A 21,129-nucleotide genomic window follows, 5' to 3' on the forward strand; every position below is an offset into this window, starting at 1 on the left:
ACTCGGCTACGAACCGAGCGGTCGGAGGTTCGAATCCTCCTGAGTGCACCATACATCAAAGCAGTTTTCAGTTTGAAAGTTGCTTTAGCTGTAACCAGAGGTGATCTGGTCCATCAAGCGCCAACTTGCACTCATAGCTCAGCTGGATAGAGTACTCGGCTACGAACCGAGCGGTCGGAGGTTCGAATCCTCCTGAGTGCACCATACAACAGAAAGCCCGCCTACCAAGGCGGGCTTTTTGCTTTCCGGCATTCATCTTCCGGTAAGGCGTGATGACTACACTGTCATCGTTGCCGTGCCTGCCCCGCGCTATTTTTTGCCGACCCCGATGTGTTTTTTTTCGCGCTGCCGCCGTCGCACTGTTGCCTGCATACGTTGTCACAAGTATGTCTCGCAAACGATTGTTATAGCCGCGATTTTTTCAGCACCCAGACAGCTCAAGCGGTGTATGATTGCGCCCGTCAGCCCCGCCGGGGCTTGTGGAATACCACCATGGACTTACCCAGTAGTTACTCAATAGCAAGTTTTGCCAATCAAGAATTGACTGATTGATCCTCCCGGCGTGCTCCGCTGCTGGGAGTGGAGTTCGCCTATGACTGAAATCGAAGTAAAAAAGACGCAAGAGAGCCTGCAGGATCGCCTGGCCCAGGTGGTCGAACTGTTGCAGCGTCAACGCGTGGTCGAAGACCTGACCCACCGTCAGGAAGGTCATCACCATGACCTGGTAGAAAACCTCGTTCACCGCCAGAACCTGGTCGAGCTGCAACGCAAGCTCGACGACCTGCACTCCGCTGACGTTGCCTACATCCTCGAAGCCCTGCCGCTGGACGATCGTCTGACCGTCTGGCAACTGGTCAAGGCCGAGCGCGACGGTGACATCCTCCTGGAAGTGTCCGACTCGGTCCGTGAGACCCTGATCGCCGACATGGACGATCACGAGCTGCTCGCCGCCGCCAAGGAAATGGACGCCGACGAACTGGCCGACCTGGCGCCAGAGCTGCCCCGTGACGTTGTCCACGAGCTGATGGAAAGCCTCGATGCCCAGCAGCGCGAACGTGTCCGTTCGGCCCTGAGCTACGACGAGGATCAGGTCGGTGCGCTGATGGACTTCGAGATGGTCACCATCCGCGAAGACGTCAGCCTCGAAGTGGTCTTGCGCTACCTGCGCCGGCTCAAGGAGCTGCCAGGCCACACCGACAAACTCTTCGTGGTCGATTACGACGGCATCCTCAAGGGCGTGCTGCCGATCAAGCGTTTACTGGTCAACGACCCGGAGAAGAAAGTCGCCGAGGTCATGGCCAGCGACCCGGTGAGCTTCCATCCGGACGAAGACGCCTACGATGCCGCTCAGGCCTTCGAGCGTTACGACCTGATTTCCGCCCCGGTGGTGGACAAGAGCGATCGTCTGATCGGCCGTCTGACCATCGACGAGATGGTCGACCTGATCCGTGAAGAGAGCGAAAGCGAAGTGCTGAGCATGGCCGGTCTGCGCGAAGAAGAAGACATCTTCGCCTCGGTCTGGCGCTCGCTGCGTAACCGCTGGGCGTGGCTGGCGATCAACCTGATCACCGCCTTCGTCGCCTCGCGAGTGATCGGCCTGTTCGAAGGCTCGATTGAAAAGCTGGTGGCACTGGCGGCGCTGATGCCGATCGTTGCCGGTATCGGCGGCAACTCCGGTAACCAGACCATCACCATGATCGTGCGCGCCATGGCCCTGGACCAGGTCAGCCCCGGCAACACCTCGCGGTTGATGCGCAAGGAGCTGGCGGTGTCGTTGATCAACGGCCTGATCTGGGGTGGGGTGATCGGTGTGGTTGCCTTCCTGCTGTATGACAGCTGGTCGCTCGGCGTGGTGATGACCGGCGCCATGACCCTCAACCTGTTGCTGGCGGCGCTGATGGGGGTCTTGATCCCCATGACCCTGGTACGCCTGGGCCGCGATCCGGCGATGGGCTCCAGCGTGATGATCACGGCCGTGACCGACAGTGGGGGCTTTTTCATCTTCCTGGGCCTTGCCACTATCTTCCTACTCTGAGCGGCCATCGGACAAAAAAACACCCCTCGCGAGGGGTGTTTTTTTTTGCCTGGCGTTTATTGCTCTGTGAGGTGTTCGATAAAGGTCGAGCCGCTATAGCCCTCGCGGAACAACCCGGCCTGCACCAGGCGCGGCATCACCTGCTCAAGAAACAGATGCACCGACTCCACCGAGCCACCGGGCGCTGCGATAAAGCCATCGATTGCCCCGGCCGCAGCCCACTCGACGATACTCTCGAGCGCATCGTCCACCGTACCGATCACTTGCCAGTGCGCAGCGGAGATCACCTCCGGACGCAGCAACAACTCACTGACCCGCAGCGATTCACGTTCGACCAGGCGCCGCAGCAGATTGGTGTGGGTGCGGCTGTTGGGATTGCTTGCGGGTGGCGGCAGGTCATCGCGGGTGATCGGCCGGTCCTCTGGCCATTCACTGAGGTCGATCCCGATCATCTCCTTGATCGAGGCAAACTTGCGCGGCTTGTCGATGCGCGCGTGGGTTTGCATGAACAGCTCGCGGGCCTGCTCGCGGGTGTCGGCCAGGTACAGGCTCAGGCCGGGCAGCAGACGAATGTCGGCGGGGCAGCGGCCGTGTTTTTCCGCGCGACGGGACAGATCGCGGCGCAGCTCGAGCGCGGCTTCGATATCCGGTGTCGGTGCAAACACCAGGTCGGCAACCGCAGCGGCAAAGTCACGACCCGAGTCCGAGGCGCCGGCTTGCACCAACGGGATTCGCGTGTTGGCGTACATCGGCAGGTTGAGCGGACCCTTGACCTTCAGGTGAGTGCCGGCGTGGTCGATGGGGCGAACCTGTGAGGCGTCGGCATAGCGGCCAGTGCTGCGATCCAGTTTCAGCGCATTGCTGGGGAAGCTTTCCCACAGTTGGTGCACTACCCGGGTGAACTCCGCAGCCCGCTCATAACGTTCATCGGCACTGGGCATCGCCGTCAGGCCGAAGTTCTCATGGCCTTGCAGCGCGGTGACGATGTTCCAGCCAACCCGGCCCTTGCTGATCCAGTTCAATGACTGCAACTGACGGGCGACCACATAAGGCGGCAAAAAGGTGGTCGATACGGTCGAGACCAGGCCGATCCTGGATGTGTGCTGGGCAACCGCGGCCAACAGAATGCTTGGGTCCAGGCTGGCGAACCCGGAGCCGCTTTCCAGCATCTCCGGCACCAGGGCATGTACATCGGGGCGAAAGACAAAGTCCAGGTGCGCAGCTTCGGCGCGCTTGGCCAGATCGATCGCAAACTCGGCGGTGAAGATGCCTTCGATGTTGCTGTTGTCACGACGCCAGCCATCGCCGCTCAGCCAGGTAGGCGCCAGTGACAGGCCAATGTGCAGGCGCTTGGGGGTACTCATCCTTGCGGTTCTCCTCGTTATCTATAGACCGGCTCAGAACGCGCCCTTGACGCCGACGCCAACCATGCGTGGCAGGGTCATGCTCGCCTCGGTGCCGCCAATGCCACGGTTCTGCTGCATGTAGGTGGGGGAGCGGTCGTCGAATACGTTCTTGACGTAGCCGTACAGCTGCACCTGCTTGTTGAACTGATAACTCATCCGCGCATCGGTGAGGGTGTAGGGCTTGACCGAGTAGGACGAGGTGTTGGCGGTGTCGGAGTAATAGCCATCCAGGTGACGGACCTGGACGTTGAAGTTGAGCTTGTCGGTGATGTCCCAGCTTGGGCCGAAGCTCAAGGTGTAACCGGGCGACCGGGCAAACTCGTTGGCCTGGTAGTCGGCGTTGCTGGAGATCTTGTCGATGCGTGTACGCAAGGTACCGGCACTGGCCTTGAGGGTCAGGTTATCGAGGACGCGGTAGTCGGCGCTCAGCTCCAGGCCATAGGCATGGGCCTTTTCCGCGTTGATGGTGTAGGACTGGGCGACGCCCGGGGAGATCACCACCGGGATGTTGTACTGGGCGTCCTTGAAGTCCATGTAGAACAGGTTGCTACTGAGGATCAGGCGGTCGTCGAGCAGGTTGGCGCGGCTGAACAGCTCATAGTTCCAGATCGACTCTTCCTTGAAGTATGCCCACTGCCGGGTGGTCAGGTTGAGTGACACACCGCCGGGGTTGTAACCGCGGCTGACCAGGGCGCCGACGGTCCAGTCCGGCGTCGCGGCGAAGGCCAGCGAGACCTTGGGCAGCAGGGCGGAGAAGGTTTTCCCGTAGTCCAGTGCCGTGGGCGCAAGCACTGAATTGCCCTGGCGCTCGATGTGATCCTGCTGATAGCGCAGGCCGGTGCTCAGGGTCCAGCGGTCACTCAGGCGGTAGTTCAGCTCGCCGAAGATACCGAGGTTTTCCTTGGTGTCATCGAAGGCCGACAGTCCGCGCAGGTTCAGGGTTTCGTCGGTCTTGGTGTGGGCATAGTAGATGCCGCCCATGCCGCTGACGGTATCAAGCGCGTCGCCAAAGGTAATACGCGATTCGTTGGAGGCGTTCTTCTGCTTGATATCGGCATCGCCTTCACCGGCAACGCCGGTTACCCGCTGCACGTTGGACAGCGAATACTGCGCCTGGTTGAACAGCTTGATGCCGTTGTCGAAGTCATAGCTGACATCCAGCACGCTGGTGTTGGTGTCTTGCTCCCAGCTGGGCATGGTGGTGGTGTCGTGGTCGAGCTTGTGAAAGGGCGCCGAGGCCGCTTCCTGGGTCGGGCGATTGCTATCGTTGTGCGAGAAGGTGTATTTGGCCTCAAGCCCCGGCAGTGACTCAGGCACCCACAGCAGCTTGGCCCGGGCATTGACGGCACGGAAATTCTGGTCAGTCTTGCCGGGTTGGAATTTCGGATTGTCGTAGTCGATGAAAGTGTCGTGCGCCGAGTAGTCCACCGCCAGGCGTCCGGCCAGTTCATTGCCCATCAGAGGGCCGGAAATGGCAACCGAGCTGCGCTTGGCATCGTAGCTGCCGATCTCGGTCTGGTAGGCCGCCTGCGGAGTGAAGGTCGGATCCTTGGTGTTGACGATGATCGCACCGGCAATGGCGTTGGCCCCTTGCGAGGTGGTCTGTGGACCACGGAACACTTCGATGCTGTCCACGTCCCAGACCGAGGTGGCACCGAAGAACATCTCGTTGTAGTTCAGGTAATGGCCGTCGAGGTTGATCGTCGCCCGCGGCACGGTGCCACCCCAGAACACGTTCTGGCCATTGTTCGGGCCCTGGGTGTCCTGGCCGCGAATGATCGGCGCTCCCACCGAGTCGGTGTAGATCACATTGGGTACATCATTGAGCACTTCCGACACCGACGCGCTGCCGCTCTTTTCCTTGTCGATCTCCTTGGCGGTCTTGATCGATACGGAAGAGGCCGTGTCTTTCAGGTCGCGTTCGAGCTTTTCGCCGGTGACGATGATCGGCTCGAAAACAACGCTCTGCTTGTGGGTAGTGACGACGGATTGTCCAAAGGCGTAAGGCGATGCCAGCAATGTCGAGAGTGTCAACACACTAAAGCCTTGGCGCAGTGTGCGGTGTGGATGTGCCTTCAAGATGCCCCCAAATGAGAATGATCCTCTTTCCCGTTCGAGGGTAGCATGGTGCCATTGCGTTCCTCAATAAAGAATTCATTCCGCAAAATGGGAATAGGTACAGGTTCATGGAATCGGTATCATGGCCGCCAACAAGCGCGACCGTGCGCGCCGGCGAGGAGAGCGAACAATTGAACAATGAGATGACCGCCCTGGACGAAGAAGCGCAAGCAGCCCCGGAAAAGCGCTCCGGCACTATTCAGTCGGTGTCGATCGCGGTGCGTTTTCTCCAGGTCCTGGCCAATGCCGAGAGTGAGTTGGCGCTGGGGGAGGTCGCTCGGCGCACCGCTACCGGCGGCTCGACCGCCCACCGCTATCTGCAGAGCCTGGTCAAGGAAGGCCTGGCCAAGCAGGACCCGGCCAGCGGCCTGTACGACCTGGGGCCGGCCGCCTTGAACATTGGCATCAGCGCCTTGAAGCGTGTCGACGCGGTAGACATCGCCGCCCAGCACATGAAGTCCCTGGCCCAGCAGCATGCCGCCAGCGGCGGGGTGGCGATCTGGACCGACCGCGGGCCGACACTGGTGCGTTGGTACCGCAGTGCCTATTTCTCGATCAACCCGCTGGCATTGGGCGATATCCTGCCGATTGACAATACCGCCTGCGGCCTGGTGTTCCAGGCCTTCCTGCCCAAGGCGGTGATCGATGCCGCGCGCAAGCAGCAGCCGGCGCATTTTCGCGGCACGCCGCCGAGCAAGGCGCTGCTCGATGAGGTGCGTAGCGGCCGCTGGGCCGAGCTGACCAGCCATTTGCTGTCGAATGTTACCGGCCAGGCGGCGCCGGTGTTCGACGCCCAGCAGGAAATTGTCTGCGTGATGACCACGGTCACTGACCTTGGCCAGCTCAAATCAGCAGACGATCGCGACGCCTTGCACCGTGAAGCCGGCCTGGTCAACCAGGCCACGGGTGGGCGGATTTTCGATCAGCGCGGTTGAATCTGCATCTGGCGTCCCTTGGGTACCACCAGCGGGGTGCCGGTGACCGGGTCGGCAATGATCACCGAGGCCAGGCCGAATACCTCCTCTACCAGCGCTTCGGTGAATATTGCGCCAGGCTCGCCCTGGGCCAGCACCGCGCCGCCGCGCATGGCAATCAGGTGTGAAGCGTAGCGGCAGGCCTGGTTGAGGTCGTGCAGTACCGCAACGATGGTCCGACCCTGGCGGTTGAGATCGCTGAGCAGTTCGAGCAGTTCGATCTGGTGGGCGATGTCGAGGAAGGTGGTGGGCTCATCGAGCAGCAGGATCGGTGTGTCCTGCGCCAGCACCATGGCAATCCATACCCGCTGACGCTGGCCGCCAGAGAGTTCATCCAGCACCCGCTCCGCCAGCTCGCTGACCTGGGTTGCGGCCATGGCAGAGTTGACCGCCTGTTCATCGGCCGCGGACCATTGGCGCAAGAATGATTGGTGAGGGAATCGCCCGCGTGCCACCAGGTCGGCAACCGTGATGCCTTCCGGTGCCGTGGCGCTTTGCGGCAGCAGGCCGAGGCGTCGGGCGACCTCCTTGGCGGGAAGCTCGGTGATGGTTTTGCCGTCAAGCACCACTCGGCCTTGGGCAGGAACAAGCAGCCGCGACAAGGCGCGCAGCAGGGTGGATTTACCACAGGCATTGGGCCCGACAATCACGCTGAAGGAGCCATCGGGGATGGCGATGGACAGGTCGCTGGAGATGGTGCGCTGGTCGTAACACAGCGTCACGGTGTCAGCATGCAGGCGATGCGTCATGGGTGGCCTTTCCTGGCTGGCAGCTCGGCGGCGAGTATTGCATGTGCAGAATTAATTCTGCAATATGGAATGAGATTGCATCGCATCCACGTTTAGGCGGGCAAGCACCCGCTGTCGAACCCTTCCTGCCTCACTTGTAGCCGAAGAAAGATCGCCGATGAAAAAGCTCACATTTGCGCCAACGCTTGCTGTTGCGGCGCTGATCCTGCTTGCCTGTACCGCCGTTGGGCTGCGTCCGGCAACCGCTGTCGCGGCCGGGCAGTCCAAGCCGCTGCGGATTGCCTCGACCTCGCCGAGTGTCACCGGCATCCTGCTGGCCATGAAGGCACCGCTGGTGGCCACTGCTGCCACCACCCCGAGCCGGATGACCGACAGCAAGGGCTTTTTCAGCCAGTGGGCGAGCGTCGCCGATGCGCGCCAGGTCGAGGTGCTGTACCCCAACCTGGTGTTCGATATCGAGGCGGTGCTCGGCGTCAATCCGGACCTGCTGGTGCTCGCCGCCACCGGTGCCGACAGCGTGGTCCAGCACCAGGCCGAGCTGGAGGCCCAGGGCATACCGACCCTGGTGGTCAATTACTCGAACCAGAGCTGGCAAGAGATTGCCACCACTCTGGGAAAGGCCGCAGGCCTGGAGGCGCAAGCACTGGCAGCGATCAAGGACTTTGACGATTACGCCGCACTCACTGCGGCCTCGATCAATCCGCCCAAAGGCGGTGTAAGCATCGTCGGTTACAACATCGGTGGCAGCTATTCCGTCGGCCGCGCTTCCAGCCCGCAGGCCCGGTTGTTCACTGCGCTGGGGGTCAAGGTCGCGAGCCTGCCACCGGCCCTGAGTGGCGAGGTCACCCGCGCCGTGGACTTCGAGTTCATCTCCCGCGAAAACCTTTCGGCGGCGATCACCGGTGAAAGCGTGTTTCTGCTCGGCGCCACCGACGCTGATGTACAGGCGTTTCTTGCCGACCCGTTGCTGGCCAACCTGCCCGCGGTGACGCAGAACAAAGTCTACGCCCTGGGGCCGACCTCGTTCCGTGTCGACTACTACTCTGGCCGGCAGATGATCGATACCGTCGCCCGGCATCTGCGCTGAGCCATGGCGATTGCAGCGTTGCGCACCGTGGCTTTCAACCGGCACCGGCGCATGCGCTCCTCGGGGCTGCTGACTGGCCTGGGCGTGCTTGGGCTGGTTGCCGTCTGCAGCCTGCTGATCGGTTCACGCGCCATCGGTCTTGGCGAAATCGCCGATGCCTTCTGGTCGTATGACCCACAGAACAATCAGCATCTGGTGATTCGAGAACTGCGTGTTCCCCGCACCCTGGTAGCCATTCTGGCGGGCCTGGCCCTGGGCGTGGCCGGGGCGCTGATGCAGGCGGTGACACGTAATCCGCTGGCCGAACCCGGGCTGCTTGGCATCAACGCAGGTGCTGCGCTGGCGGTCATCATCGGCGTGACCCTGTTCAAGCTGGTGAGCATTGTCGAGTATGTCGGCTTCGCCTTTGCGGGTGCCGGGCTGGCCGCGCTTGCCGTGTTCATTCTTGGCCAGGCTCACGAAACCGGTACCAACCCGGTGCGCCTGGTGCTGGCCGGGGCGGGGTTGTCGGTGATGCTGGCGTCGATCACCGGCATCCTCCTGCTCAACGCCCCGCTTGAGGTGTTCGACAGCTTTCGCAGATGGTCGGCCGGCTCGGTTGAAGGCAGCAGCTTCCAGACCCTTGGCGTGCTCGCGTTGGTCGCCGCTGTCGGGCTGGCGCTGGCCATCGCTATCGTCGGCAACCTCAATGCCATGGCCCTGGGCACGGATCTTGGCCAGGCCCTGGGCGTCAATCTTCGCGCTACCTGGTTGCTGGCTTGCCTGGCAGTGATGCTGCTGGCCGGGGCGGCAACCGCGGCTGCCGGGCCGATCGGCTTCGTCGGCCTGGTCGCACCGCATCTAGCCCGGCGGGTGGTGGGGCCGGACTACCGCTGGATAGTGCCCTATGCCGGGCTGATTGCCGCGATCCTGCTGCTGGGCGCCGATGTAATCGGCCGTGTTGTCGCTGCGCCAGCGGAGGTCGCCGCCGGGATCATTGCCTTGTTGATCGGTGGGCCGTTCTTCATTGTCATCGTGCGCAAGTTCCGGATGAGCCGGTCATGACGGGGGCGGTGCTGCGCCTGGGTAACTATTCACTGCGCTGGCGGCCACGGGTTGCCGTGGTCTGTGCAGTGCTGGCGCTGATAGCCGTGGGCCTGGCGATCCTCTTGCTGGGCGTGGGATCGTTGCCGTTGACATCTGGCCAGGTGTTCGAGAGTTTGCTCGGGGGAGGCGACAATCCGACCGCCGACCGGGTGATTCAGCGGGTTCGCTTGCCGCGGGTGCTGACTGCGCTGCTGGTGGGCGGCGCGCTGGGCATGGCCGGTTCGATCTTCCAGTCGATCTCGCGCAACGCCCTCGGTTCTCCGGATGTCATCGGCTTTACCACCGGGGCTGCCAGCGGCGCCATTGTGCAGATCATCCTGTTCGATGCTGGCCCCCTGGGAACCTCGCTGGCGGCGGTGCTCGCAGGAGTGGGCACGGCCTTGCTGGTGTTCGTGCTGTCGATGCGCGGGCGTAGCACCGGTGGCTATCGGCTGGTGCTGGTGGGGATTGGTGTCGGCGCCATGCTCTCGGGCCTGAATACAGTGCTGCTGGTCATGGGCGACCTCGACCGGGCCATGTCGGCGCAAATCTGGCTGGCCGGTTCGCTCAATACCCGCACCTGGTCCCACGTACTGCCGGCAGCGTCAGGTTTCATTGCCATTGTGCCGGTGGTTATTGGTCATGCGCGACACATCGACCTGCTGGAAATGGGCGATGACACGGCCAGTCAGCTCGGTATCGCGCCGGAGCGCACAAGGCTGATCATGGTGTTGGCTGCCGTGGCGTTGACCGCGATTGCCACTGCAGCTGCCGGGCCTATCGCCTTTATCGCCCTGGCTGCTCCACAGCTGGCCAGGCGTTTGACCGGTGCGCCTGAAGTGCCGTTGGTGCCGGCAGCGTTGATGGGCGCGGTGCTGTTGCTGGTGGCCGACCTGCTCAGCCAGCGCCTGGCGTTGAATCTCAATCTGCCCATCGGCCTGAGTACGGGTTTGCTCGGCGGTTTCTATCTGCTCTGGCTACTGTCGCGCAGCAAACGGGTTTGATCGAGGTAATAAAAAAGGCCAATGCGTGAGCATTGGCCTTGAGTGATTGTGCCACGAAATCAGGAAGCGTCAGCTGCCATCTCGGCGTCATGGGCAATCAACGACACCAGCGCATTCTGCTGGCGATGGGAAAGCTGGCGGAAACGTTGCAACAGTTCGCGTTCGTGCAGGGACAGTTCCGGGCTGTCCAGACGCATGCTCAGTTCTTCACCCAGTGCACCTTCCTGAATAAGGCTCTGCTCCAGGCGAGCGATGATTTCCGAGTTCATGCTGCGGTGGTGGTTGCGCGCTACCTCGGCAATGCGCTCACGCATTCCGTCGGGGAGGCGGACGACGAATTTGTCAGCGGTGCGGCTTGAGTAAATAGCCTGTTTCATTGGGCGCATATAATTGACCGGTTTTTGGTTCAGGGGGAAGCGGTTCTCGAAATTGGCCGCACGATGTCACTACGACCATCCCGGCGTCAAAATGTTCAACCTGAATTGTGAATGAGGCGTGAATCATGCCTCATTATCGCCGGTTCCTTGGCGTCAATTCTGTGACAAATATTGAACCGGATAAAGGCGTTTTGCCAGTACCAATTATCAGAAATGAGCACTGGTTTGAAAAGTTTTCATTTTCTCTTTTTCCGCTGCTGCAGACCTTCGTCGGCAACGGCATGCAACAGGCAGAAAAGGCCTTGGAAAGCGTCTAGAATGCGCGTGCTTTCTTACCATTGAGCATAGTGGCTATGCAGCATGACGCAAGCGCGACGCGGCGTACAGTGAACCCGGGTCGTCTGGTGTACCTGATGGGACCCTCAGGTGCCGGAAAAGATTCCCTCATCGATGCGGCGCGCCCTGAACTGCAGCGCCTGAACGTGCACATCGCCCGGCGCGTGATCACCCGTTCGGCTGAGGCCAAGGGCGAAGATGCCATCGGTGTATCCCCTGAACAGTTCGAACGCCTGTGCGCCGAGGGCGCCTTTGCCCTGCAGTGGCAGGCCAATGGCCTGGCCTATGGCATACCGGTGCAAATCGATGCCTGGCTGGCTGAAGGGCAGGCGGTGCTGGTCAATGGCTCGCGCGCGCATTTGCAGCAGGCACGTGAACGCTACCCGGATCTGTTACCGGTGCTGCTGCGGGTTGATCATCAGGTATTGCGCCAGCGCTTGCTGGATCGTAACCGGGAAACCGCTCAAGACATCGAGCAGCGTCTGGCGCGGGCACAGCAGGTGAGGGTAGAGGAGGGTGGCAAGTGCTGGACAACTCCACGTCCTTGACCGATGCGGTCCAGCGCTTGCTTGGGCTGCTGCGCGAGCAAGGCCTGCTTGGCGCGAGCTGAAGCCTAGAACACCAGCCGTTCGTTGCTGACTTGGGGTGCGCTTTGTACTTGCGCGGCCTGGGTGCCAAACACCGCCAGTTGCGCCTTCATCGCCGGCACGGCATGGGCCTGCGCAGGCACGGCAATGCCGTCGGGTTGCACGACCAGGCCAACCAGAACGGCCAGAGCCAGGGCGTTGAGCAGAAGCAGGGTGCTGTTCATGGGCATACTCCGCAAAGGTGAGGGCTGAGCCCTAGCCACTTTTCATGAAATAGATAAAGCACACTGCATGCCAGGCTTTTTATCGGTTTTTACCCTTTAAAATCAGTCGCTTACGTTGGTTTTTCGCGTGATTTTCCGTGCAATCTGCAATGATGGCTGACTGCCTCATTGCAGATTGCACGATCCGCTAAAAAGCCCACAGGCAAAAAGCCCCACGGATGACATGACAAATGCCGGCCTGCTGGTTAACATGCACGCCGTCCCTGCCGCGCGACGCTCGTTGCCGGCTCTGCGTCTCAGTAGCTCAATTGGATAGAGCATCCCCCTCCTAAGGGGAAGGTTGGCAGTTCGAACCTGCCCTGGGACACCAATGAATTCGGCCTTTCTGGCCATCTGTCTGACTGCGTTTCTCTGTGACGGCAGCGTGGCAGCGGAAGGAATAAATAAAGCCCCTTTCAGAATCATCTGGAGGGGTTTTTTTCATTAAGGCTGCATGAGAAATGAAAAAATTATTCATTGCTTCCCTAGGGGCTTTATCGCTAATTCAACCATCACTGTCCTTTGCGGATAACGGGAAAAATCTCTATTTACAGAGGTGCGTCATGTGTCACGGCGCAGATCTCAAGGGTACAGGGCCGTTGGCTAACAAAAGCAACCCTCCTACCCCGGACCTTACAACCGCCGCTTTCAAAAAACGATTGGCTGATTATCCGGGCGTTATTGTCTCATCGGTAATACTTCGCCCCAATGGCGACCTGATTCCGAGAACATTGCGAGAGAATGGCGTAAAGCTATCGCCGTACGCCTGGAGGGTTCAGGATTTTCGCGATTTGAATCAATACATGAGTGCAGTGATTTCAAGAAGTCGATGATTTGTGGTGCCAGGCCGCTGCTGCGTGAACAGCGGCCTGGGGCCTACCAGTCTTGCCGCAACGGCAACGGCCCTTCATGGGACGCAAACAGCGGTAGCACTTCTTCTGCCAGCTCCTGAATCACTTCGTCTGCCGGCCGCTGGCAAAACTGTATGCCCAGCGCCGCATGATTGACCCCGGCATCCTGCCATTCCCCCAGCAGATCAATCAGCCCCTTGCGCCCGGTCCTCAGCACGTAGCCGCCTTGCATGGCCGTGCGTGGAAAGTCGGGGTTGGCGTCCAGGTCGATCCACTCGTTGGTCACGTGCGGACGAAAGCCGCCACCGGGAATGTGGTCGCGCCAGGCGCGGATTTTTTCGGCCAGGCGCCGAGGGCCGAGAATGTTCTCGGTCGCCTCAGGAAAGGTCAGCCAGCCATCGGCCTGCTCGCCCAGCCACTGCAGGGACTGGCGCGAGCTGCCGGTCACCAGCAGGGGGATGGCTCCGCTGACGGGCTTGGGCAGCAGTTGCGCGCCATTAAGGTGGCCCAGTGCTGATTGAGTCGGATGGTCGCCAACCTGCAGCAGTTGGCGAAAATAACGCACTGCCTCGGCAAAGCGCTCGCCACGCTCGCTGTGTTCCAGGCCATAGGCGGGAAACTCAATCGGGCGGTCCCCGGAGGCGATACCCATGACCAGGCGCCCGCCTGACAACTGGTCGATGGTAGTGGCGGCCTTGGCCAGGTCGATCGGATGACGCAAGGCGAAGATCGCGCTGCCCGTGGCCAGGGCGATGCGTCGGGTGTGCGCGGCCAGGTAGCTGAGGTAGGCGAAAGGATCGAACAGCTGGCCGGCATCGCCAAAGTGCGGATCGTACAACGGCACATCACGCACCCAGACGGCGGCAAAGCCCAGGCGGTCGATCTCGCTGACCAGCGCGGCCTGACCATTGAGCTCCGCCATGTCGCCGCGGTAGAAGCGCAGCGGCAGGAAGATACCCAGAGTCAGGTGGTCGGCGGCGAACATGCGTCGATAGCCGGGGTGATGGGCGAAGGCATGGGCGCTGGCGCCCGTTAATGTCGGGTTCATCGGCAAATTCCTTGTTGCGCTTCAGGGGCCAGTGGCAGGTGCTGGCAGGCGGATGCCGCGCTGGACGGCAGGGCGCTGACTGACGCGCTCATGCCAGGCGCTCAGATGCCGGTACTGGCTGAAATCGAAGTCGATAACCCGGGCGATATGGGTCCAGCCGAAGGTGGCGATGTCAGCGATCGAATAGCTGCTGCCCGCCAGCCAGGGCCGGTCGGCCAGGCGTTGGTCGAGGGTGCTGAACAGTTCTTCGCTCAGGCGCCGGTAGCGGGCGATGGCCTCGGGGCAGGGCTGCTGGGCGAACAGTTCGAAATGCACGCGCTGACCCAGAATCGGCCCCATGCTCGCTGCGTGAAACTGCAACCAGGTAATGGCCGCCCAGCGTTCGCTGGGGGTATCCGGCAGCAGGCGTGCGCTCTTTTCGGCCAGGTACAGCAGGATCGCCGCAGACTCGAAGAGGGTGATATCGGACTCGGGATCGACCAGTACCGGGATGCGTCCATGGGGGTTGAGCTTGAGAAAGTCAGCCTGGCGATGCTCGCCACGGTCGATCTGCACGTGCTTGAGGGTGTAGGGCAGCCCTAGTTCTTCCAGGGCGATGGTGATCTTGAAGCCATTAGGTGAGCTATCGCTATAAAGAATCAACGGCATGGGCCTTCTCTTCAGGAGTGTTCAGAGAAGGGCTATGCTAGGCAGGCCTTGGCTGATTGAAAAACGATCAATTCTGCGTTTAGGCGATAGATTTTCTAAACCATGGAGAGGGTAGAAATGGGCGCGGTTCTACCGTTGTTGGCATTGCGGGCCTTCACTGAAGCGGCACGTCTGGGCAGCCTCAAGGCGGCCGCCGAGCGCATGGGGGTAACGCCGGGGGCGGTCAGCCAGCAGGTGCGCCTGCTCGAGGCGCGCATGGGCGTGGTGTTGTTCGTGCGTGGCCGCCATGGCGTGCACCTGAGCGAAGCCGGCGCGCGGGTGTATCCGGGGCTGCTCAAGGGCTTCGATCAGATCGAGGCATCGCTGGCATTGCTGGAGCAACTGGCGCCGGGCAAGACCCTGACCATCAGCACCGTGCCGTCTTTCGCAGCCTCCTGGCTGGTACCGCGCCTGGGCCGTTTCAATGCCTTGCACCCGCAGATCGAAGTGCGCGTCGAGGCCTCGGCCAAGCTGGTGGATTTTCAACGTGAGCGTATCGACGTCGCCCTGCGCCATGGGCTCGGCCAGTACCCGGGGCTGGCGTCGATTCGTTTACTGGCACCGGTCCTGTTGCCGGTGGCCAGCCCGCAGTTGCTGGCGCAAGGGCCGGCCTTGAAGCGCCCCGCCGATTGTCTCAAGTATCCGTTGCTGCACGATGCCGATCGCGCCGACTGGATGCTTTGGCTACAGGCTCATGGCGTGGCCGATGAGCCGCGGGCAGCACGCGGTGCGAGTTTCGAGGATGACCTGCTGCTGTTGCGTGCAGCGGCTGCAGGCCAGGGCATAGCGCTGGTACAGGACACCCACGCTGCGGAAGACCTGGCCAGCGGCAAGCTGCAACTGGCCCTCGACAAACCCTGGCCTGCGCGTTTCGCCTACTACCTGGTGTGCCGACAAGAAGCCTTGCAGCGCCCCGAGGTTCAGGCATTCGCCGATTGGGTCAGAGCAGAGGCGGATGCCAGGTCTTGATCCTTATTGTCATCGCTGCCACCTTGGGTCGCAGTCAGATTAGCCACCAGCTTGGCTGACATTGCCGGCCCTTGCAGCTGGGAGTTGAGGCTGGCCAGCGACTCCAGCTCGGTCTGCTTTTTCATCTGCTCGGCGATCTTGCGTTCGATCTTGTCCTTCTCGGCAGGTGGCAAGGCCTCGAACTCTTCCTGGCTGATGCCCAGTTCGTTGAGCAGCTTGAGCTTGATCTTCTCCGCCGGGCTCAGGGCCATGTACTCGCGAAACGCCTGAGTGGCGCTCTTGCCGGATTCGCTGGTGCCGATGCTGGCCTGCTCACGCATGTCCACATCCGGGTTCTGCAGCTGTACCTTGAGCTTGGCGAAAGCTTCCTCGCGGGCGTCTTCGGCACTTTGCTGCGAGCTATTGCCATGGCTGTGCTGCTGCCGATTGGCACTGCTGGTGGGCACCGGCGGGCGGAACTGGGCCTGTTCGGCGGCGGCCGCCTCGGCCACGCCACGGGTCGGGTTGATGGTCAGCGGCTGGGCGCCGACGGCATTGATGCTACTCACCTGATCACTCTCCTTGATGGATGCAAGTTGACCATCGATCAATGGCAAGTCTTGTGCCAGCTCTGCTGACAGGTCCACGAGCTAGTATATTCAGGGGGTGGCGCTGTACGGCGGGTAGGAAATCGGAGCATGCTTTGCCCCGAAGAGGAAAACCCTTGCCGTCAGCGGCAAATCAATTCAAACCGGCAGCACCAACATCCGGCTGGGGCGTAGTTGCCTGGACAAGGGAGATCGTCCATGACTCAAACGTCAGATACACCACCATTGAAGGCCCCGCTGGCCGATTTCAGGGAAGAGCAGTTACAAACCCTGCTGGAGTTGATCAGCGACGGGATCTGGGACTGGAATGCCAACACCGGTTACGTCTACCGCAATCCCGGGTGGTACAGGATGCTCGGCTACCCGAGCCATTCCCTGGACAATACGGTGCTGACCTGGGAAGGGGTGATCCACCCCGAGGACTATCCGCGGGTGATGGCGCATTTCGAGGATTACCTCACTGATCGCGCCGGGCGGTACCGCATCCAGTACCGCTGTCGTTGCCGGGATGGCAGCTACCTGTGGATCGAGGACAGCGGCCACATAATTGCGCGCAACGAGGATGGTTCGGTGGCGCGGATGCTCGGTGCCCACCGCAATATCGATGACGCCAGGCGCCTGGTTGATCGGCTGGAGGAAAAGAACCTGAGCCTGGAAGCGCAGATCGCCGAGCGCACCCGCGAGCTGTCCTGGGTCAACCAGCAACTGCAGCGCCAGCTCGATGAGAACCGCGACCTGGCCGAGCGCGATGCCCTGACACTGGTGGCCAACCGTTACCGCCTGGAAAAGGTCCTGCAGCAGGAGTGCGAGCGGGCGCGGCGCTTTCGCCAGCCGCTGGCGCTGATCATCATGGATATCGACGACTTCAAGCCGATCAACGACCAGTACGGCCATGCCCAGGGTGATCAGGCGCTGATCGCCTCGGTGGAGCGGATCAAGGTCTGCCTGCGCAGCGATGACCTGCTGGCGCGGTGGGGCGGTGATGAGTTCGTTGCGGTGCTGCCGGGCACGCAGCGGCAAGAGGCGCTGCAGCTGGCGCGGCAGATTCGCCAGGCGCTGGAGCAGGCGCCGCCGGTGGGCGAGCGGTTGCTGACCATGAGCTATGGCGTGGTCGAGTGGCTGGAAGGTGAAGGGCAGGCGCAACTGCTGTGCCGGGCGGACCAGGCGCTGTACCGGGCCAAGGCGGCCGGCAAGGATGAAATCGGTGAATGAAAAAGGACCCGCTGCACGGGGCAGCGGGTCAAATCGGCCTCAGCCGCTTCAGTGTCTACAGATGCAGGGCGTGACCCAGGGCGCGCAGTGCCGCTTCCTGTACCGCCTCACCCAGGGTTGGGTGAGCGTGGATGGTTCCCGCCACATCTTCCAGGCACGCGCCCATTTCCAGTGACTGGGCAAAGGCGGTGGACAGCTCCGAGACGCCAACGCCGACCGCCTGCCAGCCGAGGATCAGGTGATTGTCGCGACGGGCGACCACGCGCACGAAACCGCTTTTCGATTCCAGGGTCATGGCTCGGCCGTTGGCGGCGAACGGGAACTGCGCAACGATACAGTCCAGGCCATCCTGCTCGACCTGTTCCGGGGTCTTGCCAACCACCACCAGTTCCGGGTCGGTGAAACACACCGCGGCAATGGCGGCCGGCTCGAAGCGCCGCGACTTGCCGGCAACAAGTTCGGCAACCATTTCACCCTGGGCCATGGCCCGGTGGGCGAGCATCGGTTCTCCGCTGATATCGCCGATGGCCCAGACGTTGAGCATGCTGGTCTTGCATTGGTCGTCGATGGCAATCGCCGAACCGTTCATCTTCAGCGCCAGGCTTTCCAGGTTGAAGCCCTGGGTGCGCGGCTTGCGCCCGACCGCGACCAGTACCTGGTCAGTGCTCAGTTGCAGCAGTTCACCCTCAGGATCACGTACCTGCAACGCCTGCTTGTCGGCATCGAAACCTTCGACGCTGTGCTTGAGGTAGAGCTTGATCCCCAGCTTCTTGATCGACTCGGCCACCGGTGCAGTCAGTTCACTGTCGTAGGTTGGCAGGATGCGCTCGCGGGCTTCGACCACGCTGACCTCGACGCCAAGCTTGCGGTAGGCGATGCCCAGCTCCAGGCCGATGTAGCCGCCGCCAACCACGGTCAGGTGCTTGGGCAGGGTTTTCGGCGCCAGGGCCTCGGTGGAGGAAATGATCGGGCCACCCAGCGGCAGCATCGGCAGTTCGACGCTGCTTGAGCCGGTGGCCAGCAGCAGGTGCTCGCACTGGATGCGCTGGCCGTCGACTTCGACGTGCTTGCCATCGAGAATCTTCGCCCAGCCGTGGATCACCTTGACCCCGTGTTTTTTCAGCAGGGCCGCGACGCCGCTGGTCAGGCGATCGACGATGCCGTCTTTCCAGGCCACGCTCTGGATGATGTCCAGGCTCGGTGGCGAGACCTTGATGCCCAGGCTCGACTGCTGGCTGTGCAGCTGGGTCTGGTGGAACTGCTCGGCGACGTGGATCAGCGCCTTGGACGGAATGCAGCCGATGTTCAGGCAAGTGCCACCCAGGGCCTGGCCTTCGACCAGCACTGTGGGAATGCCCAGTTGGCCGGCGCGAATGGCCGCGACATAACCGCCGGGGCCGCCGCCGATGATCAGCAGGGTAGTGTTGAGCGTCTGTTGCATGGTCACTCCACAAACAGGCTGGCAGGTTGTTCGAGCAGGCCGCGGATGGCCTGGATGAAGAGTGCCGCGTCCATGCCATCGACCACGCGGTGATCGAACGAGCTGGAGAGGTTCATCATCTTGCGAATGACGATCTGGCCATTGATGACCATCGGCCGTTCAACCATGCGGTTGACCCCGACAATCGCCACTTCCGGGGTGTTGACTACCGGGGTGGAGACGATGCCGCCGAGGGCGCCGAGGCTGGTCAGGGTGATGGTCGAGCCCGACAGTTCTTCACGGCTGGCCTTGTTGCCGCGGGCGGCGTTGGCCAGGCGCACGATCTCGCCGGCGTTGCTCCACAGGCTGCCGGCTTCGGCGTGGCGCAGTACCGGTACCATCAGGCCATTGTCGCCCTGGGTGGCGATGCCGACATGCACCGCGCCGTGGCGGGTGATGACCTGGGCTTCGTCGTCGTAGGTGGCGTTGATCTGCGGGAACTCGCGCAGGGCGACGACCATGGCGCGCACCAGGAATGGCAACAGGGTCAGCTTGCCACGGCTGTCGCCCCACTTCTTGTTCAGGTGCTGGCGCAGCTCTTCCACGGCGGTGACGTCGATTTCCTCGACGTAGCTGAAGTGGGCGACGCGGCGCTTGGCATCCTGCATGCGCTGGGCAATCTTGCGGCGCAGGCCGATCACCGGGATCTGCTCGCTGTCGTTGCGCTTGGCGTAACCGCCAGGGGCACTTTGGCTGCTGGTGGTTGGCTGGGCCAGGAAGGCGTCGAGGTCGTCGTGCAGGATGCGTCCGGCCGGGCCGCTGCCATGTACGTAACGCAGCTCGATGCCGGCATCCAGGGCACGCTTGCGCACGGCAGGCGAGGCCAGTGGGCGTTCGTGGGCTTCGCGCGGAACGATGGCGGCGGGCTGGTGGGTGGAGGCTGCGGGTGCAGCAACGGGTGCTGGTGCAGCAGGTTTTGCTGCTGGTTCAGGGGCAGGTGCAGCGACTGCACTGGCCTCTTCGCGGGGCAAGCCCGCTCCTACGTTGCCGGCGCCTTCGACTTCGATGCGGATCAGTTCGCTGCCCACCGCCATGACTTCACCGGGCTGGCCGCCCAGGGCCAGGACCTTGCCGCTGACCGGCGAAGGGATTTCGACGGTGGCCTTGTCGGTCATGACATCGGCCACGACCTGGTCTTCAGTGACGGTATCGCCGACCTTGACGAACCATTCCACCAGTTCAACTTGTGCGATGCCTTCACCGATATCCGGCATCTTGATGACGTGCGTGCCCATTCAGACCTCCATGACCCGTTTCAATGCCGCGCCCACTCGCGAAGGGCCGGGGAAATACGCCCACTCCTGTGCGTGCGGGTAGGGGGTGTCCCAACCGGTGACGCGTTCGATCGGAGCTTCGAGGTGATGGAAGCAGTGTTCCTGGACCAGCGCGATCAGCTCGGCACCGAAGCCGCAGGTGCGCGTGGCTTCATGGACCACCACGCAACGGCCGGTCTTTTTCACCGACTCGACGATGGTTTCCAGGTCCAGCGGCCAGAGGCTGCGCAGGTCGATGACCTCGGCGTCGACGCCGGTTTCTTCAGCGGCCACCTGCGAGACATAGACGGTGGTGCCATAGGTCAGCACGGTGACGTCCTTGCCCGGGCGGGTAATCGCCGCCTTGTCCAGCGGCACGGTGTAGTAGCCGTCCGGTACGGCGCTGGCCGGGTGTTTCGACCACGGGGTTACCGGGCGGTCGTGGTGGCCGTCGAACGGGCCGTTGTACAGGCGCTTGGGCTCAAGGAAGATCACCGGGTCGTCGTTTTCGATCGAGGCGATCAGCAGGCCTTTGGCGTCGTAAGGGTTGGAAGGCATCACGGTACGCAGGCCACAGACCTGGGTGAACATCGCTTCAGGGCTCTGGCTGTGGGTCTGGCCGCCGTAGATACCGCCACCGCAGGGCATGCGCAGGGTCAGCGGGGCGACGAACTCGCCGGCCGAGCGATAACGCAGGCGGGCCATTTCCGAGACGATCTGGTCGGAGGCCGGGTAGAAGTAGTCGGCGAACTGGATTTCCACCACCGGGCGCAGGCCATAGGCACCCATGCCCACGGCGGTTCCGACGATGCCACTTTCGGAGATTGGCGCATCGAATACCCGCGACTTGCCGTACTTGGTCTGCAGGCCTTCGGTGCAACGGAACACGCCACCGAAGTAGCCGACGTCCTGGCCATACACCACGACGTTGTCATCGCGCTCTAGCATGATGTCCATGGCCGAGCGCAGGGCCTGGATCATGGTCATGGTGGTGGTCGCCATAGCGGTTTCCAACTGGATTGAAGTGTTGTGATCGTTCAT

The 21,129-nt window shown here is 62.1% G+C and carries 20 protein-coding genes, 2 tRNA genes and 1 pseudogene; 12 read left to right on the top strand and 11 right to left on the bottom strand.

The window, feature by feature from the left end; all coding sequences use genetic code 11:
* Positions 1–127 precede the first annotated feature (127 nt).
* Together ABM562_RS23020 and mgtE are read left to right on the top strand one after the other, a co-directional pair.
* Positions 128–204 (top strand) — tRNA-Arg (locus ABM562_RS23020).
* A gap of 388 nt (positions 205–592) precedes the next feature.
* Positions 593–2,035 (top strand): magnesium transporter, encoded by a 1,443-nt coding sequence (mgtE, locus tag ABM562_RS23025; RefSeq protein ID WP_115088127.1) that lies wholly within the window; start codon positions 593–595, stop codon positions 2,033–2,035.
* A 56-nt stretch (positions 2,036–2,091) separates the two neighbouring features.
* Here mgtE and ABM562_RS23030 read toward each other — a convergent pair whose 3' ends face one another.
* Positions 2,092–3,399, bottom strand: coding sequence for an NtaA/DmoA family FMN-dependent monooxygenase (locus ABM562_RS23030; RefSeq protein WP_460423445.1), 1,308 nt, complete (start codon positions 3,397–3,399; stop codon positions 2,092–2,094).
* Positions 3,400–3,432: 33 nt separating this feature from the next.
* A complete protein-coding gene (locus ABM562_RS23035; protein ID WP_460423447.1) occupies positions 3,433–5,520 on the bottom strand; it encodes a TonB-dependent receptor in 2,088 nt (695 codons plus the stop codon).
* Positions 5,521–5,702: 182 nt separating this feature from the next.
* On the opposite strand from ABM562_RS23035, the gene ABM562_RS23040 reads away from it, so the two are divergent.
* Positions 5,703–6,494 carry an IclR family transcriptional regulator gene (locus ABM562_RS23040; protein ID WP_134063687.1) on the top strand — a complete coding sequence of 264 codons (792 nt, stop codon included), beginning with the start codon at positions 5,703–5,705 and terminating at the stop codon, positions 6,492–6,494.
* Here the strand turns inward: ABM562_RS23040 and ABM562_RS23045 are convergent.
* Positions 6,482–7,282, bottom strand: coding sequence for an ABC transporter ATP-binding protein (locus tag ABM562_RS23045; RefSeq protein WP_115088124.1), 801 nt, complete (start codon positions 7,280–7,282; stop codon positions 6,482–6,484). The genes ABM562_RS23040 and ABM562_RS23045 overlap by 13 nt on opposite strands.
* A 157-nt stretch (positions 7,283–7,439) precedes the next feature.
* On the opposite strand from ABM562_RS23045, the gene fepB reads away from it, so the two are divergent.
* The 3 genes from fepB to ABM562_RS23060 are packed head-to-tail and all read left to right on the top strand — an operon-like array spanning position 7,440 to position 10,438.
* Positions 7,440–8,369, top strand: a complete 930-nt coding sequence (gene fepB / locus ABM562_RS23050; protein ID WP_346616670.1) for a Fe2+-enterobactin ABC transporter substrate-binding protein — start codon at positions 7,440–7,442, stop codon at positions 8,367–8,369.
* A gap of 3 nt (positions 8,370–8,372) precedes the next feature.
* Positions 8,373–9,413: a FecCD family ABC transporter permease gene (locus tag ABM562_RS23055; RefSeq protein ID WP_233673962.1), complete on the top strand. Its 1,041-nt coding sequence runs from the start codon at positions 8,373–8,375 to the stop codon at positions 9,411–9,413.
* A complete protein-coding gene (locus ABM562_RS23060) occupies positions 9,410–10,438 on the top strand; it encodes a FecCD family ABC transporter permease (protein ID WP_460423450.1) in 1,029 nt (342 codons plus the stop codon). Before ABM562_RS23055 ends, ABM562_RS23060 begins: the two co-directional genes overlap by 4 nt.
* A gap of 59 nt (positions 10,439–10,497) precedes the next feature.
* Here ABM562_RS23060 and ABM562_RS23065 read toward each other — a convergent pair whose 3' ends face one another.
* Entirely contained in the window at positions 10,498–10,824 is a 327-nt protein-coding gene (locus ABM562_RS23065) for an Arc family DNA-binding protein (protein WP_010226671.1), read from the bottom strand.
* A gap of 116 nt (positions 10,825–10,940) precedes the next feature.
* Here ABM562_RS23065 and ABM562_RS23070 point away from each other — a divergent pair, with 116 nt between their 5' ends.
* Together ABM562_RS23070 and phnN are read left to right on the top strand one after the other, a co-directional pair.
* Positions 10,941–11,132 carry a hypothetical protein gene (locus ABM562_RS23070; RefSeq protein WP_115088121.1) on the top strand — a complete coding sequence of 64 codons (192 nt, stop codon included), beginning with the start codon at positions 10,941–10,943 and terminating at the stop codon, positions 11,130–11,132.
* 36 nt (positions 11,133–11,168) lie between these two features.
* Positions 11,169–11,761 (top strand): annotated as a pseudogene (phnN, locus tag ABM562_RS23075) (phosphonate metabolism protein/1,5-bisphosphokinase (PRPP-forming) PhnN).
* Between the two features lie 3 nt (positions 11,762–11,764).
* Here the strand turns inward: phnN and ABM562_RS23080 are convergent.
* Complete coding sequence (locus ABM562_RS23080) at positions 11,765–11,962, bottom strand: hypothetical protein (protein WP_115088119.1); 198 nt, start codon at positions 11,960–11,962, stop codon at positions 11,765–11,767.
* Between the two features lie 293 nt (positions 11,963–12,255).
* On the opposite strand from ABM562_RS23080, the gene ABM562_RS23085 reads away from it, so the two are divergent.
* Both ABM562_RS23085 and ABM562_RS23090 read left to right on the top strand, forming a co-directional pair.
* Positions 12,256–12,332: transfer RNA gene (locus tag ABM562_RS23085), tRNA-Arg, on the top strand.
* Between the two features lie 130 nt (positions 12,333–12,462).
* Positions 12,463–12,834 (top strand): c-type cytochrome, encoded by a 372-nt coding sequence (locus tag ABM562_RS23090; protein WP_258578907.1) that lies wholly within the window; start codon positions 12,463–12,465, stop codon positions 12,832–12,834.
* 43 nt (positions 12,835–12,877) lie between these two features.
* On the opposite strand, the gene ABM562_RS23095 is transcribed toward ABM562_RS23090, so the two are convergent.
* Positions 12,878–13,900, bottom strand: coding sequence for an LLM class oxidoreductase (locus ABM562_RS23095; protein ID WP_460423453.1), 1,023 nt, complete (start codon positions 13,898–13,900; stop codon positions 12,878–12,880).
* A gap of 21 nt (positions 13,901–13,921) precedes the next feature.
* On the bottom strand, positions 13,922–14,548 hold the full coding sequence (locus ABM562_RS23100) for a glutathione S-transferase family protein (protein ID WP_233673965.1): 627 nt from the start codon (positions 14,546–14,548) through the stop codon (positions 13,922–13,924).
* Between the two features lie 117 nt (positions 14,549–14,665).
* Here ABM562_RS23100 and ABM562_RS23105 point away from each other — a divergent pair, with 117 nt between their 5' ends.
* On the top strand, positions 14,666–15,556 hold the full coding sequence (locus tag ABM562_RS23105; protein WP_134063636.1) for a LysR substrate-binding domain-containing protein: 891 nt from the start codon (positions 14,666–14,668) through the stop codon (positions 15,554–15,556).
* Here the strand turns inward: ABM562_RS23105 and ABM562_RS23110 are convergent.
* Positions 15,508–16,104 carry a hypothetical protein gene (locus ABM562_RS23110; RefSeq protein ID WP_134063634.1) on the bottom strand — a complete coding sequence of 199 codons (597 nt, stop codon included), beginning with the start codon at positions 16,102–16,104 and terminating at the stop codon, positions 15,508–15,510. The genes ABM562_RS23105 and ABM562_RS23110 overlap by 49 nt on opposite strands.
* A 237-nt stretch (positions 16,105–16,341) precedes the next feature.
* On the opposite strand from ABM562_RS23110, the gene ABM562_RS23115 reads away from it, so the two are divergent.
* Positions 16,342–17,355: a sensor domain-containing diguanylate cyclase gene (locus ABM562_RS23115; RefSeq protein ID WP_115088113.1), complete on the top strand. Its 1,014-nt coding sequence runs from the start codon at positions 16,342–16,344 to the stop codon at positions 17,353–17,355.
* A gap of 55 nt (positions 17,356–17,410) precedes the next feature.
* On the opposite strand, the gene lpdA is transcribed toward ABM562_RS23115, so the two are convergent.
* Genes lpdA through ABM562_RS23130 form a run of 3 tightly spaced genes read right to left on the bottom strand, consistent with a single transcriptional unit; the run spans position 17,411 to position 21,129 of the window.
* Positions 17,411–18,796: a dihydrolipoyl dehydrogenase gene (gene lpdA / locus ABM562_RS23120; RefSeq protein WP_460423456.1), complete on the bottom strand. Its 1,386-nt coding sequence runs from the start codon at positions 18,794–18,796 to the stop codon at positions 17,411–17,413.
* 2 nt (positions 18,797–18,798) lie between these two features.
* Positions 18,799–20,070: a dihydrolipoamide acetyltransferase family protein gene (locus ABM562_RS23125; RefSeq protein WP_115088111.1), complete on the bottom strand. Its 1,272-nt coding sequence runs from the start codon at positions 20,068–20,070 to the stop codon at positions 18,799–18,801.
* On the bottom strand, positions 20,071–21,129 hold the full coding sequence (locus tag ABM562_RS23130) for an alpha-ketoacid dehydrogenase subunit beta (RefSeq protein ID WP_038996423.1): 1,059 nt from the start codon (positions 21,127–21,129) through the stop codon (positions 20,071–20,073).

It is taken from the genome of Pseudomonas sp. ZL2 (assembly GCF_054788455.1).